The sequence below is a fragment of the Thiobacillus sp. SCN 63-57 genome (assembly GCF_001725555.1).
Lineage (GTDB): Bacteria > Pseudomonadota > Gammaproteobacteria > Burkholderiales > Thiobacillaceae > Thiobacillus.
In genome coordinates this window covers 1-14,989 of sequence record NZ_MEGP01000007.1, presented here as the reverse complement: position 1 = coordinate 14,989, position 14,989 = coordinate 1, and the positions used below count along the sequence as shown (strand labels likewise).

The 14,989-nt window shown below is 65.6% G+C and carries 11 protein-coding genes and 1 riboswitch; of the genes, 7 read left to right on the top strand and 4 right to left on the bottom strand.

Annotated features, from left to right (window positions below; genetic code table 11):
* Positions 1-7 precede the first annotated feature (7 nt).
* Both ABT23_RS03565 and glnE read right to left on the bottom strand, forming a co-directional pair.
* Entirely contained in the window at positions 8-481 is a 474-nt protein-coding gene (locus ABT23_RS03565; RefSeq protein WP_296631296.1) for a MarR family transcriptional regulator, read from the bottom strand.
* Between the two features lie 45 nt (positions 482-526).
* Positions 527-3,220 (bottom strand): bifunctional [glutamate--ammonia ligase]-adenylyl-L-tyrosine phosphorylase/[glutamate--ammonia-ligase] adenylyltransferase, encoded by a 2,694-nt coding sequence (gene glnE, locus ABT23_RS03560; protein ID WP_296631293.1) that lies wholly within the window; start codon positions 3,218-3,220, stop codon positions 527-529.
* Positions 3,221-3,273: 53 nt separating this feature from the next.
* Here glnE and acs point away from each other — a divergent pair, with 53 nt between their 5' ends.
* Entirely contained in the window at positions 3,274-5,241 is a 1,968-nt protein-coding gene (gene acs, locus ABT23_RS03555) for an acetate--CoA ligase (protein ID WP_296631290.1), read from the top strand.
* A gap of 106 nt (positions 5,242-5,347) precedes the next feature.
* Positions 5,348-5,737, top strand: coding sequence for a translational machinery protein (locus ABT23_RS03550; RefSeq protein WP_296631288.1), 390 nt, complete (start codon positions 5,348-5,350; stop codon positions 5,735-5,737).
* Positions 5,738-5,907: 170 nt separating this feature from the next.
* A riboswitch (cyclic di-GMP riboswitch) is annotated at positions 5,908-5,999 on the top strand.
* 339 nt (positions 6,000-6,338) lie between these two features.
* Here ABT23_RS03550 and ABT23_RS03545 read toward each other — a convergent pair.
* Both ABT23_RS03545 and ABT23_RS03540 read right to left on the bottom strand, forming a co-directional pair.
* Positions 6,339-6,920 (bottom strand): NAD(P)H-dependent oxidoreductase, encoded by a 582-nt coding sequence (locus ABT23_RS03545; protein ID WP_296631285.1) that lies wholly within the window; start codon positions 6,918-6,920, stop codon positions 6,339-6,341.
* Positions 6,921-6,988: 68 nt separating this feature from the next.
* A complete protein-coding gene (locus ABT23_RS03540) occupies positions 6,989-7,687 on the bottom strand; it encodes a pirin family protein (RefSeq protein WP_296631281.1) in 699 nt (232 codons plus the stop codon).
* A 112-nt stretch (positions 7,688-7,799) separates the two neighbouring features.
* Here ABT23_RS03540 and ABT23_RS03535 point away from each other — a divergent pair, with 112 nt between their 5' ends.
* From ABT23_RS03535 to ABT23_RS03515, 5 genes are all read left to right on the top strand, one after another.
* Positions 7,800-8,705, top strand: coding sequence for a LysR family transcriptional regulator (locus ABT23_RS03535; protein WP_296631278.1), 906 nt, complete (start codon positions 7,800-7,802; stop codon positions 8,703-8,705).
* Positions 8,695-9,093, top strand: coding sequence for an RNA-binding S4 domain-containing protein (locus tag ABT23_RS03530; protein ID WP_296631277.1), 399 nt, complete (start codon positions 8,695-8,697; stop codon positions 9,091-9,093). Before ABT23_RS03535 ends, ABT23_RS03530 begins: the two co-directional genes overlap by 11 nt.
* A gap of 80 nt (positions 9,094-9,173) precedes the next feature.
* The gene (locus ABT23_RS03525) at positions 9,174-12,962 is read left to right on the top strand and encodes a YhdP family protein (protein WP_296631273.1); all 3,789 of its coding nucleotides are present in this window, start codon (positions 9,174-9,176) and stop codon (positions 12,960-12,962) included.
* A gap of 15 nt (positions 12,963-12,977) precedes the next feature.
* On the top strand, positions 12,978-13,943 hold the full coding sequence (locus ABT23_RS03520) for a carbon-nitrogen hydrolase family protein (RefSeq protein WP_296631270.1): 966 nt from the start codon (positions 12,978-12,980) through the stop codon (positions 13,941-13,943).
* Positions 13,944-13,957: 14 nt separating this feature from the next.
* On the top strand, positions 13,958-14,989 hold a 1,032-nt coding region (locus ABT23_RS03515; RefSeq protein ID WP_296631268.1), incomplete at its 3' end, for a metallopeptidase TldD-related protein.

The window sequence follows — 14,989 nt, the reverse complement described above, 5'->3', positions numbered from 1 at the left end:
CAAGGGTTCAGAGTTCCGACAAGGGCTTTTGCGCGTATTGCGTGTTGACTTCGCCCATGTGCGCGATCAGTGTTGCCAGATCCTGGTTGAGGCGGGCCAAGGCGTCATCCGGCAACTGTCCCAGGGCGTGCGTCAGGATGCCGGTCAGTGGCTGCGGTGCCTTCCCCAGTGCTTTTTCCCCGGCATCGGTGAGATACAGGCGTACTACGCGCTGGTCCACACTATTGCGTTCGCGCCGGATCAATCCTGATTTCTCGATCTTGTCGAGCAGATTGCTGGCCGTGGAAGCGTGGATCGACAAGGCCTGTGCCAGTTCGGACACCTTCATGCCGGGCGTCTGGTGCAGCGCGGCCATGGCCCAGATCTGCGCCCCGCTGACGCCGCAGGCTTTTTCAACCGCCTGGAAATGCTGGCGCACGGCGCCGAAAATCACGCGAAACTGGCGCAGGGCTTCCCTGGCGGCGAGGGCGTTGGGGCTCAAGATGCAATCTCCGGATACGGCAAAGTGCTAATCATCGCAGGAATTTCAGGTGGCCGTGTCCATCACCTGCGCCCACAGTGCAGTGACCGTGGCGCGCACGCTTTCCAGCGCAGCCGGTGGTACACGGGCGTATTCCGCGCCGCTGAGCTTGATCGCGTGCTGTCGGCGGCGCAGTTCGCGATAGGCGTCGGCGGCAGCCTGGGCGAGGGGGGCGGGGATCAGGCCGGCTGCACCGGCGCGCTGCAGCAGCGCGATATTACCGACGTTGTCGGCGAGTTCGGGGTGGCCGGCGCTATGCCGCAGCACCAGATACTGCACGCAGAATTCGACGTCGACGATACCACCACGGTCGTGCTTGAGATCGAACAGGTCGGAATTGTTGACGTGGCCGGCGTGCATTTTCTCGCGCATCGCCAGTACGTCCTCGCGTAGCTTGGCGGCATCGCGCGGGGCGCTCAGCACTTCGCGGCGCAGGACCTCGAAGCTTGCGCCGATCATCGCGTCGCCGCAGACGAAGCGGGCGCGCGTCAGCGCCTGGTGTTCCCACACCCAGGCGTGGTGCAATTGATAGTCGCGGAAGGCTTCGGTCGAACTGACCAGCAGGCCGGAGGCGCCGTCCGGGCGCAGACGCAGGTCGGTTTCATACAGAATCCCGGTCGAGGTGAGCGTGCCGAGCCAGGTGTTGATGCGCTGCGCCAGCCGCGCGTAGATTTCCTGTGCACGTTCGTCCGCGTCGTCATAGAGAAACACGAGGTCGAGGTCGGAGGCGTAGCCGAGTTCCTTGCCGCCGAGCTTGCCGTAACCGACGATGGCGAAGCGCGGCGTGTCGCGGTGGCGCGTCTTCAGGCCAGCCCAGCAGCGTGCCAGGGTTTCGTTCAACAGCGTGTCGGCGAGATAGGAGAGGTGGTCGGACAGCGCTTCCAGCGTCAGCCGCCCCGCCACATCCTGCGCAAGCAGGTGCAGCGTCTGCACCTGCTTGAAGCGGCGCAGCGCATCCATCTGCGCTTCGGTGTCGCCGGGGTGGGCGTCCAGTTCCGCGTGCAGCTGGGCGGCGAGCTGCGTCCAGTCGGGCGTGCTCATCAGGTGTTGCGGCGCGATCAGTTCGTCCAGCAGTTGCGGCTGCCGCGTGATCATCTGAGCGGCCCATGGGCTTGCCGCCAGCAGGCGTACCAGTTGGCGCAGCGCCGCCGGATATTCGGCCAGCAGCGCGAGATAGGTGGCACGCCGGGACACGGACTGGATGAGCGCGGCGAAGCGCTCCAGCGTGACCGCCGGGTCGGTCTGGCCGCCGATGACTTCGAGCGCAGGCGGCAGCAGGGCGTTGAGCCGGAGCTGCGTCGATTCGGGCAGCCGTGCGGCGTTCTGGCGCAAGGCGTCGAGCGTCGCCAGTACGCGCGGCGGGTCGTCGTAGCCGGCGTTCTCCAGAAGCGCCTGGATGGCGTCGGCGTCTGCGGTGCCGCAGCACACGGCGGTCAGCGGATGGCTGTTCTGGTCGGTCTGCGGCGCAGCGAATACCTGCTCGAAATGGCGCGTGACTTTATTCCGATGGCGGTCGAGCGCTGTCAGCATGGCCGCGTAGTCGGGGAAGCCCATTGCCTCGGCGAGCATGGCCTGCGATTCGGCGTCGTCCGGCAGGAGTTGGGTCTGCGCGTCGTCCAGGTACTGGATGCGGTGCTCCAGCCGGCGCAGGAAATCGTAGGCGGCAGCGAGTTCCTGCTGCGCGTCGGCAGTCATGAGGCCGGTCTTCACCAGTGCGTCCAGCACGACCAATGTTGGCTGCTGCTGCAATGCGGCAATCTGGCCGCCACGGATGAGCTGGAACACCTGCGCGGTGAATTCGATTTCGCGGATGCCGCCCGGCCCCAGCTTGACGTTGTGCGCCATCTCGCGACGTGCGACCTCGCGGCGGATCTGCACGTGCAAGTCGCGGATCGCGGCGAAGGCGCCGAAATCGAGGTATTTGCGGAACACGAAGGGCCGCACGATCTGCATCAGTTCGTCGTGGCGGCTGCCGGTGAGCGGGCGCGCCTTGATCCAGGCGTAACGCTCCCACGGGCGCCCCTGTGCCACCAGGTAGTCTTCCAGCATCGTGTAGCCCATCGCGAACGGGCCGGATTCGCCCCACGGGCGTAGCCGCAGGTCGACGCGGAAGACGTAGCCGTCGGCGGTGTTCTCCCCCAGCGCGGCGGCGAGCTTGCGCCCCAGGCGGATGAAGAATTCGTGGTTGGAAAGCGGCCGGATCGAGGCGGACGGATCGTCGGCCGCCGTCTCGCCTTCCTCGGGGTAGAGATAGATGAGGTCGATGTCGGACGACACGTTGAGCTCAAAGCCGCCGAGCTTGCCCATGCCGACCACGACCATCTGCTGCGGCATCCCGTTTTCGTCGCGCGGCTCGCCGTGGCGCGCGGCCAGTTCGGCGTGATGGAAGTCGAGCGCGGCGGCAATGCACACCTCGGCCAGCGTGCTGTAGGTGGCCATCACCTCGGCGAGATCGGCCTGGCCCGCCAGATCGCGCGCGGTGACGATCAGCCACACCCGCTGGCGCAATTGCCGTAGGCGCTGGTGCAGGGCGGTCTCGTCGGCACAGGCGGGCGCGGCAAGAAAGGCCTGCATGGCCGCCCGGCTGAAGGCCTGGCCCAGCTGGCCCGCCACGGTTTCTGCCAGGTTCGGTTGCGCCGTCAGCAGGCGACGACCATAACGTGAACAGCGGGCAACGCGTTCAAGTGCGGGATGGCTCATGGCTTGGATTAGAATCTGAGATTATCGCAACACTTTATCAGTGGAGAGACTGTATGGCAGCCATCGAGTCGATTTTGACCGAAACCCGTGTTTTCCCGCCAGCGGATGCGTTCGTCAAGCAGGCGAATGTATCCGGCATGGCCGCCTACGAGGCGTTGTGTCGCCAGGCAGAAACCGACTACGAAGGGTTCTGGGCCGATCTGGCACGCCAGCACATTGCCTGGAAAACGCCGTTCACCCACGTGCTCGACGAGTCGAAGGCACCGTTCTACAAATGGTTCGACGACGGTGAACTGAACGTCTCCTACAACTGCCTCGACCGCCATCTGGCGACCAAGGGCGACAAGACCGCGCTGATCTTCGAGGCCGACGACGGCGCGGTGACCAAGGTCACCTACAAGGAACTGCATGCCCGCGTGTGCCAGTTCGCCAACGGCCTGAAGTCGCTCGGCGTGGAAAAGGGCGACCGTGTGATCGTCTACATGCCGATGAGCATCGAGGCCGTGGTGGCGATGCAGGCGTGCGCGCGCATCGGCGCCATCCATTCGGTGGTGTTTGGCGGCTTTTCCGCCAAGAGCCTGTTCGAGCGCATCGAGGATGCCAAGGCCAAGCTGATCGTCACGGCTGACGAATCGCTGCGGGGCGGCAAGGCCGTGCCGCTGAAGCGCGCAGTCGACGAGGCGCTGGCGATGGGCGACACCTCCTGCGTCGAGCGCGTGGTCGTGTATCGCCGTTCCGGCGGTGCGGTCAACTGGGGAACGCGTGACCTGTGGTGGCACGAACTCGTCCAGACCCAAGCCGAGACCTGCGAGCCGGTGTGGGTGTCCGCCGAACATCCGTTGTTCATCCTCTACACCTCCGGCTCGACCGGCAAGCCCAAGGGCGTGCAGCATTCCACCGGCGGCTACCTGCTTGGTGGCATCCTATCGATGCTATGGGTATTCGACGCCAAGCCGGATAGTGATGTCTACTGGTGTACCGCCGACGTCGGCTGGATCACCGGCCACACCTATGTCGCCTACGGCCCGCTGGCGCTCGGCATGACCGAGGTCATTTTCGAGGGCATTCCCACCTATCCGCATGCCGGGCGCTTCTGGGAGACCGTCGCGAAGCACAAGGTCACCACTTTCTACACCGCGCCCACCGCGATCCGCAGCCTGATCAAGCTTGGCTCCGACCTGCCGGCACAGTACGATCTCACTTCGCTGCGCCTGCTGGGAACGGTCGGCGAGCCAATCAACCCGGAAGCCTGGATGTGGTACCACCAGGTCATCGGCGGCGGCCGCTGCCCCATCGTCGACACCTGGTGGCAGACCGAGACCGGCGCCAACATGATTTCGCCGCTGCCCGGTGCGGTGCCGACCAAGCCGGGTTCCTGCACCCTGCCGCTGCCCGGCATCTTGGCTGCGATCACCGATGAACATGGCCACCCGGTCGAGAAAGGGCAGGGCGGCTACCTGGTGATCCAGCGCCCCTTCCCGTCGCAACTGCGTACCCTTTGGGGTGACCCGGACCGCTTCGTCAAGACCTATTTCCCGGAGGAGCTCGGCGGCAAGACCTATCTCGCCGGCGACTCGGCGCACCGCGACGTCAACGGCTATTTCTGGATCATGGGCCGCATCGACGACGTGCTGAACGTGTCCGGGCATCGTCTGGGCACCATGGAAATCGAATCCGCGCTGGTTTCCAACCTGCGCGTCGCCGAAGCCGCCGTGGTGGGGCGTCCGCACGACATCAAGGGCGAGGCGGTCGTGGCGTATGTGGTGTTGAAAGGTACGCGGCCAGTCGGCGAGGAAGCGAAGAAGATTGCCGCCGAACTGCGCGACTGGGTAGGCAAGGAAATCGGCCCGATCGCCAAGCCCGATGAAATCCGCTTCGGCGACAACCTGCCCAAGACCCGTTCCGGCAAGATCATGCGCCGCCTGCTGCGTGCGATCGCCAAAGGCGAGGAAATCACCCAGGACGTCTCCACCCTGGAGAACCCGGCGATCCTGGATCAGTTGAAGGAAGCGGTCAGGTAAACAGGCGCCGGCTGCCGCTCGGCAGGGCCGGCCGCTTGCAGTCGCGCAGCCTTGGCCTATTTTTCAATTAAGGATTTGTTCATTCGATTAGCCCGAAAGGAATGTTATGTCGCACTACCATGCAGTTGTCTGGCTCGATCACAACGAGGCGCGTGTCATGCACGTCAGCCCGGACGATGTCGAGAAATCAGTGATCCATCCCGTCAACCCGCCGCGCCATCTTCAGCGCAAGCGCGGCTCGGTCAGCGGCAGCCGCCAGCCCGAGGACCAGCAGTATTACCACGATGTCGTGGAGGCCTTGAGCGGCGCCACGGAAATCCTGATCGTTGGCCCGGGTCACGCCAAGCTCGAACTGATCAAGCATATCCATGCGCACGATCATGACATCGTGAAAAAAGTCGTGGGGGTCGAAACCGTCGATCACCCCGGCGATGGACAACTTGTGGCCTTTGCCCGCAAGTACTTCGTGGCCAAGGACAGGATGTTGTCGCAATAAGGCCGTCGGGAAACGGCTTGCCGCGTCGTTACCGGGGCCCCCGAAAGGGGGCCTCGTCGTTCATGGGACGGGCTGTGGACGACAGTTCTTCTCAATCGATTGATAAATAGGGAAATTGTTTTAGGCGTCCGCCCTAAAGTCTGCCGATATTTCGTCGTTACTGTAGATAAGTCGTACAAGGGCAAACCCGTCGCGAGGCGGGGACGCAAAGCTTCCGGTCTTGGTCGGGTTGCATCCGGGTCAAGATAGCGGGGCTGCCAGATTTCAGGTTGATGGCGTCGTCGTTGCCCCGATTCAGGTGCAGTGTTGAACCAGGAGGCCCTATGTCGCATCAATGCCCGTTCCCCGTCCGCTCCACCGACAATCGCCGTTGCTACCGAACCGGCAGTGCGCCGGGATTCGTCCTGTGCCTGGCTGTGGTGGCCGCCCTCTCATGCTATGCCGGATTCAGCCATGCCGCGCCGTCCCACGCACTCCAGGCGGGGGTTTCCGGCGCTGGGCCCGCCTCCAGCCATCCAGCCGGACCGATCGCCGGCGGCTAACGGCAGGCCGGCCGCATACGCCTTGCTCTGCAGAAGCCAGCGCCCTTCGGGGCGCTTTTTTATGGCTGGTCGGCCGGACGCGCGAGCGCCGTCGTGGTTCTTACCAAATCCACCACCAGCGCGTGCAGCCGTGCAGGCGATTTCAGTGCCCCGTTCTCGGGGTCGAATGCGGTGTCGGCATGGGCCAGCGAGAACTGGCCGGGCAGCACCAGCACGCCCAGCGTGTTAAGGACCTGGCGCAGGTGGGGCAGCATGCGCATGCCGCCGAAGGTGCCGGGCGTGGCGGCCAGGATGGCGGCGACCTTGTTCTGGTAGGGCACCAGGCCCGATTCGCCCTGCCATTCGCGCGACACCCAGTCGAGCGTGTTTTTCAGCAGCGGCGGCATCGAGCTGTTGTATTCCGGGCTGGCGATCAGCAGGGCGTCGTGCTCCTTGAACAAGGCCTTCAGGCGCTGCGCATTGTCGGGCAGGCCGTCGCGCTCCTCGAGGTCGCCGTTGTAGAGCGGAAGTGGGTAATCGGCCAGATCGATCAGCGTGACGTCGCCGCCCGCGGCACGGGTCGCGTCCACCGCAACCCGGATGAGTTTCCGGTTCCAGGAATCGCGGCGGATGCTGCCGGAGAAAGCGAGAATCTTGGGCATGACGTGTCCTTGCATCAAAAAGTGAGTGATTGTATCGGGGCCGGCCAGGGGGTCGAAGCCCCAAAGGCTTAGGGAAGATCGAAGCTGATCAGTTCGCTGGGTTCCAGCGCCTCGATGTCGACCGCCGATTCGAAGCGGACCGCCACCGCATCCCCGGCTTCCAGCGGATAGCCTTGGACCTTGACCCGGCCGGTCGCGATATGCAGCCAGGCACGGCGCCCCGGCGCCACGTTCAGGGTGACGCGGTCGCCTGTCGCCAACCGGCCTGCATGAATGGCGGCGTCCTGATGGATCGTCACCGAGCCGTCGCGGCCATCGTTCGAGGCGATCAGGCGAAGCTGGCCCTGCAGGCTTTCGGGGGCGAAGGCGATCTGTTCGTAGCCCGGCTCCAGGCCGTAGGCGTCCGGCTTGATCCAGATTTGCAACAGATGCACCGGTTCGCTGGCCGAGGCGTTGTATTCGCTGTGGGCGATGCCGTGCCCGGCGCGCATGCGCTGCAATTCGCCGGGACGGATCACGCCGCCGTTGCCGAGCGAGTCCTTGTGTTCGAGTGCGCCCGCCAGGACCCAGGTGACGATTTCCATGTCCTGGTGGCTGTGCGTCGGGAAACCCGCGCCCGGTGCGATACGGTCGTCGTTGATCACGCGCAGCGGGCCGAAGCCCATCCAGTTGGGGTCGCGATAGTTCGAAAACGAAAAGGTGTGGAAGCTGTCGAGCCAGCCATGATTGGCGTGGCCGCGTTCGGATGATTTGCGTACGGTCAGCATGATGTGTGCTCCTGTCGGTTGGATTGATGTTCAGGCGATGGGGTGACTATAGGCGTGGTTTTCCGCGAGTAAAACCGGCACAATTCGATCAACTCATTCGAATGGTTCGAACATGCCGCTGACCCTGGAGGCGCTGTCCATCCTCGACGCCATCGACCGCAAGGGTTCGTTCGCTCGCGCGGCCGAGGAACTGGGACGGGCGCCGTCCTCCCTGACCTACGCCGTGCAGCAGATCGAGGCCGAGCTCGATGCGCTGCTGTTCGACCGTTCCGGCCATCGCGCGCGCTTCACGCCGGCGGGGCGTCTGCTGCTGGAGGAAGGGCGAGCGCTGCTGGGTGCGGCGCATGCATTGGAGAACAAGACGCGACAGGTGGCGGGCGGCTGGGAGCCGCAGTTCACGCTGGCGGTTGAAGGCATTCTTCCCGTCGCCCCGCTGCTGCCGGTGCTGGATGCGTTTTATCGCCAGGGCCGGTCGACCGAAATCAGGCTGCGCCACGAGGTGCTGGCCGGTAGTTGGGATGCCCTCGCGTCCGGCTGTGCCAACCTGGCGATCGCAGGTGGCGATGCGCCGGCTGGCAGTGGCATTCGCAGCCGGCCGCTGGGCAGTGTCGAATTCGTGTTCTGCGTGGCGCCGCAGCATCCGCTGGCGCGCCTCAAGAAACCACTGACCCAGGCCGACCTCGCGGCGCACCGTGCGGTGGTGATCGCCGACACCGCGCGTAATCTGCCGCTGCGCAGCGCGGGCTGGCTGGCGCAACAGTCGCGTCTGACCGTGGCTGATCTGCCGAGCAAGCTGGCCGCCCAGCAGGCCGGGCTGGGCGTGGGCTCGCTGCCGCGCTGGCTGGCCGAACGTGAGGTGGCGGCCGGCCGTCTGGTGCGTTGCGAGTGGGCGGGCGGCAATCCGCGCGAGACCCTGCACCTGGCTTGGCGCAGCGGCGAGGCCGGGCGGGCGCTCGACTGGTTCATGCGGGCGCTGGCGAAGCCCGAGGTATTTGCGGGAGTGATCGATGCCGACTGAGAAGGTGCCGCTCGACCGGATGCGGCTCGACAAATGGCTGTGGGCCGCGCGTTTCTTCAAGACCCGCAGCTTGGCCACCCAGGCGATCGACAACGGGCGGGTGAAATTGAACGGCGAGCGGGTCAAACCCGCGCGCGACGTCAAACCCGGCGACCGGCTGGATCTCCATCTCGGCGAGATCGACTGGACACTGACGGTCCGGGCGCTGGCCATGCAGCGCGGGCCTGCGCCGGTGGCGCAGGCGCTCTACCAGGAGGACCCCGCCAGCCAGGCGCGCCGCCAGCGGCAGGCCGACGACCGCAAGCTAGCGACCAATCCGGCCGCCACCATCAAGGGACGGCCCACCAAACGCGACCGGCGGCAGATTCATCGTTTCACGGACGAATGAAACCCGGAATTTACCGGGATGTTGCCGCCGCAAAACACGGCTAAGCGCATAGAATCAGCGGGTCCGAGAACCGTATTTTTATGACCGTTTCCCCCGCCTTGTCCCTGTTCCTGCGCCGCGCCTCGCGCTGGCTGGCAGCGCTGACGGCATTGGCCGCCGCGGGCTTTGCGACGGCGGTGGCCTTGATGTTCTTCTGGGTGTTGCCGAACATTTCAACGCACCGCGATACGGTCGCCGATCTCATGTCGCGCGCGCTGGGGCAACGCGTGACGCTGGAAGCGGTGTCGGGCGTATGGCAGCAGGCGCGTCCGGAATTCCGTCTGCGCGGCGTGCGCCTGTACGACCAGCAGGGTCATCCGGCGCTCTACCTGCCCGAACTGGAGGCAGCGTTTGCCTGGCGTTCGCTGCTGTTCCTGGAGCCGCGTTTCACGCGCATCGAGTTGCAAGGCCTGGTGCTCGGGGTGCGGCGCGCGCGCGACGGTCATTTCTACGTCGGCGGCATCCCGATCAACCCGGCCGCGCCGGACAGCGGATTTACCAGCTGGCTGCTGCGACAGGGGCAGGTCCATGCCGGGAGCGCCACGCTCACCTGGATAGACGAAGTGCGCGATGCGCCGCCGCTTACTCTGACGGCGGTCGATTTCACGCTGACCAATGTGCGCTGGTCGCATCGCCTGCAATTGCGCGCCATTCCCCCGGCCAGCCTGGCGCGCCCGGTGCAGATCGTGGCGAAGCTGCATGCGCGCCAGGTGGACGACCTCAAGAGCTGGAACGGGACAGTCGATACGAACGTGGCAGGGGTGTCGTTTTCGCGCCTTGCCGCCTGGCTGGCGCTGCCGTACCAACCGCAGCAGGGTCGGGGCGCACTGAACATGCAGTTCGAAGTGGCGCGCGGTGCGCTGGCCGGCGTGACGGCCGGACTCGAACTGCATGACATCGAGATGAAGCTGGGTGACGACCTGCCACCGGTACGGCTGGCGCAGGTACGCGGCCAGACCCAGTGGCAGCACGGTCCGGACGGGTACCGCGTGGCCTTCGACAACCTGCGGGTGGCGCGCCCGGGCGCCGCCCTCGGCGCGCCGTTCAATGCGGGCCTGTCGTGGGGCGGTACGTCGCACGAAATCACGGCCCAGGCGTTCAGTCTGGGCGGCTGGCAATCGCTGCTGCCGAGCCTGCCGATGGATGCGGCCTTGCGCGCGCGCCTGCAAGCCCTGCAGCCGCAAGGCCGCTTCGACCTGTTGCGGTTCGGCTGGACGGGCGCGCAGCCGGGGCTGGACAATTTCAGCATGACGGCCCGTTTCAGCGGCCTCGGCGTGGCCGCGGTCGACAACCAGCCGGGCCTGTCCAATCTGAGTGGGCGCATCGAGGGCGATGCGCGCGCAGGCGTGTTCGAGATCGATTCGCAGCAGATGACGTTGGGCCTGCCCGACCTCTTCCGCGAACCCTCGTTCGCGATCGACAGCCTGCATGCGCGCGGCAAGTGGCAGAAGACGCCGCGCGGCCGCCGCCTCACACTGGACGACATGGCCTTTTCCAATCCGGACATGGCCGGGTCGGCGAACGGCTACTACGAACTGATCCCCGGCCAGCGCGGTCTCATCGACCTGACGGCGCATCTGAGTCGCGCCGACGGTACGGCGGTGTACCGCTACCTGCCGAAGCATATTGGCGACCATACGGTCGAATGGGTCAAGCGGGGTGTCGTGGCAGGGCGTTCGGATGACGTGCAGTTGAACCTGAAAGGCGACCTGATGCGTTTCCCTTTCGATTCGGGCGATGGCGTGTTCCAGGTCGACGCACAGGTGAAGGATGCGGTGATCGACTACGTGCCTGGCTGGCCGCGTATCGAAGGCATCCAGGGGCGATTGCTGTTTCAGGGCCGGATGATGGAAGTGACCTCGAGCCAGGCGCGGATATACGGCGTGGCCCTGGCGCCGGTGAAAGCCGTGATCCCGGATCTGTTGCATCACGACGAACAATTGCATATCGACGGCCAGGCCAACGGTCCGATCCAGGATTTCATCCGCTTTGCCAATACCAGCCCGGTCGGCGGGCGGTTGCACGGTTTCACGGCCGCACTGGACGGCAGCGGGCCGATGAAACTCGCCTTGAGTCTGCAGGTGCCGCTGCGTCGCAGCCACGATACGACGCTGGTCGGTCGCTTGTCGTTCCTGGGCGATACGCTGTTGCCGCCTGGCCTGCCGCGGATCGACCAGGCGCGCGGCGATATCGATTTCACCGGGAACAGCCTGGCCGCCAAGAACATCACCGCGCAGTTTCTCGGCGGCCCGCTGCGCCTCGACACGCAAACCCGATCCGGCCAAGTCCAGATCCTGGCACAGGGACGCGCCACTGCAGCAGGTCTGACATCGTGGCTGGGCACGGCCTGGAAGGATCAAGTGTCGGGGCAGACAGCCTGGCGTGGGCAGATCGATCTGGAGCCGACGGGCGAGCGCGTTCGCATCGAGTCCGATCTGACGGGTCTGGGCAGCAGCCTGCCGGCGCCGCTGGCCAAGACGGCCACACAGCCGTTGCCGCTGGTGGTGACCAGCCAGCCGCAAGCCAACGGTCAATTGCACGACGTACAACTCGGCAGGATCGTGGGGGCGGTCTGGCGCAGTACCGCCGAAGGACAATTCGACCGGGGCGAGCTCCGCTTCGGCGGACGTGCCGTGATGCCCGGCGAGCCAGGGCTGCGCCTGGCGGGCAACGGACGCGGCCTGGATATTTCGGGCTGGATGGATCTGCTGCCCGGCGGCGAAAGCGGCGAACCCTTGTCGGTGTCGGCGATCGACCTGAGTTTCGATGCGCTCGACCTGATGGGGCGGCGCTATCAGGATATTCGCCTGCAGGGGCGCAACCGTAGCGGGTTGTTGCGCGCCCAGGTGAGCGGCACCGGCTTGAATGGCGTGCTGACCTACCGGCCGGCGGGCAATCAACCCGCGCGGATCTCGGCGCAGTTCAGGCAGTTGACCATTCCGGCCCGGTTGCCGGCAGCCGGGCCGGAAACCGGCAGCAACATGAAGGCATCGGACTTCCCTGTACTGGATCTGACGGTGGAGGATTTCCGGTTGCAGGATCATGCGCTGGGGCGGCTGGAAGCCACGGCGCACGGTACCCCGCAAGGGCTGGTGATCGACAACCTGCAACTGACGCATCCCGACAGTGTGTTCCGTATGAGCGGCCTGTGGCGTGACAGCGGCCCGGGCGAAACCCGGGCCGACCTGAGCCTGAACGTGTCCGATGCGGGCAAGCTGCTGGCGCGTTTCGGCTATCCCGATACGCTCAAACGCGGGACCGCGCAGATCCAGGGCAGTGCCACCTGGGAAGGCTCGCCTGCGGATTTCGCGCTGGCCACGCTGGCCGGCCAGCTCGACTTCAAGGCCAAGGGGGGACAGTTCCTCAAGATCGATCCCGGGGCCGGGAAACTGCTCGGCGTGCTGAGCCTGCAATCGCTGCCGCGCCGGCTGAACTTCGATTTCCGTGATATCTTCAATGAAGGCTATGCCTTCGACGACATCGGCGCCACGCTGCGCATTGCGCGCGGCGTGGTCTACAGCGACGACTTCAAGATGCGCGGACCGGCCGCCAAGGTCAACATGTCCGGCCTGGCCGACCTCAACCAGGAAACCGTGCAGTTGCGGGTGAAAGTGATTCCGAAGCTGTCCGAAGGCGTGGCCGTGGCCGGTGCCCTGCTTGGCGGACCGCTGGCCGGCGTGGGAGCGCTGGCCGCGCAGAAACTGCTGCGTGATCCGATCGAGGAAGTCATCAGCCAGGAATACATGGTGACCGGCGCGTGGCAGGCCCCCGATGTCCAGCGGCTGTCCAAAGCGAAGGCCAAACCTGATAATCAAGTGACCGAACCCTGATTGTGGAATCCGACCATGCCAACAAAAAAACCCGTTAAAACCACCGTTGCTCGCTCCCGTGGGGCGCAAGTCAAGAAGCCGGCCCCGCAGGCGGGCACCGTGCGCGTGGCGGCCATCCAGATGGCGTCGGGCCCGAATGTGTCTGCCAACCTGGCCGAGGCCGAACGTCTCATCGAGCTGGCCGTCGAGGCGGGTGCGCGCATGATCGTGCTGCCGGAATTCTTCTGCATCATGGGAATGAAGGACGCCGATGTGGTGAAGGTGCGCGAGGCCGAAGGTCACGGCCCGATCCAGGCCTTCCTCGCGCGTACGGCGAAGAAACACCATGTCTGGCTGGTCGGCGGCTCGGTGCCGCTGGAGGCCAGCACGGCGAACAAGGTGCGCAACAGCTGCCTGGTCTACGACGAGCGCGGCAAGCTGGTGGCACGCTACGACAAGATCCACCTCTTCGGCCTCGATCTCGGCAACGAGCACTACCAGGAAGCCAAGCTGATCGAGCCGGGCGACAGGGTCGTCGTCATCAACAGTCCGTTCGGCCGCATCGGCCTGTCGGTCTGCTACGACCTGCGCTTCCCCGAACTGTACCGCGCCATGCCGGACGTCGACATCATCGTGGTGCCGTCGGCCTTCACCGCCACCACCGGACGCGCGCATTTCGAGACCCTGATCCGCGCGCGCGCGATCGAAAACCTCGCCTACGTGATCGCGCCGGCGCAGGGCGGTTATCACCTGTCCGGCCGCGAAACCCACGGCGACAGCATGATCGTCGACCCGTGGGGTGTGGTGCTCGACCGCCTGCCCCGCGGTTCCGGCGTCGTCATCGCCAACATCAACCCGGCCTACCAGGCCAGCCTGCGCAAGAGTCTGCCCGCGCTCAAGCACCGCTTCATCCAGTGCCAGCAAATCGAAGTCGATGTGGTGGAACGCCGGGTGCCGGCCAAGCGCTTGTCCCCGACCGGGGGCGAGCCTGTCGCCAAATAATTCAGGACACCATCATGAACCCAACCGACGCCTTCGTACCCATCCAGACCGCCGAGCAACTGTTCCAGTCCGCCGAGGCCACGCTGCTGACGCCAAACGGACTCGACGCCGACAAGCTCGCGCCGGTCTTCGGCCGGCTGCTGACACACGACGTCGACTACGCCGATCTCTATTTCCAGTACTCGCGTTCCGAAGGCTGGAGCCTGGAAGAAGGCCAGGTCAAATCCGGCAGCTTCAACATCGACCAGGGCGTCGGCGTGCGCGCGATCTCGGGCGAGAAGACCGCGTTCGCCTATTCCGATGACATCAGCCTCGACGCGCTCGGCGCCGCCGCGGACGCCACCCGTGCGATTGCGCGTGCAGGACAGAACCGCAGCTTCGGCATGGTGCAGCGCGGTGAAGGGCGCGTGCTGTACAACGCCGTCGATCCGCTGGTCTCGCTGGCCGATGCTGACAAGGTCGCCCTGCTGGAGCGGCTGGAGAAGAAGGCGCGCGCCATGGATCCGCGCGTCATCCAGGTGATGGCGAGCCTCGCCTCCGAATACGAAGTCATTTTCATCGCGCGTTCCGACGGCCATCTGGCTGCCGACGTGCGCCCGCTGGTGCGCCTGTCGCTGCAGGTCATCGCCGAGCAGGACGGCCGTCGCGAGCAGGGCTCCGGCGGCGGCGGCGGCCGCTTCGATTACAGCTACTTCACCGATGACATCCTGGAAAAATACGCGCGCCAGGCCGTGCACCAGGCCAGCGTCAACCTCGATGCGCGCCCCGCGCCCGCCGGCAGCATGACCGTCGTGCTCGGTTCCGGCTGGCCCGGCATCCTGCTGCACGAAGCCATCGGCCACGGCCTCGAAGGCGACTTCAACCGCAAGGGCAGCTCCGCGTTTTCCGGCCGGATTGGTGAAAGAGTGGCGGCGCCCGGCGTCACTGTCATCGACGACGGCACCATCCCGCTGCGCCGCGGCTCGCTCAACGTCGACGACGAAGGCAACCCCACCCAGCGCACCGTGCTGATCGAGGACGGCATCCTCACCGGCTACATGCAGGAC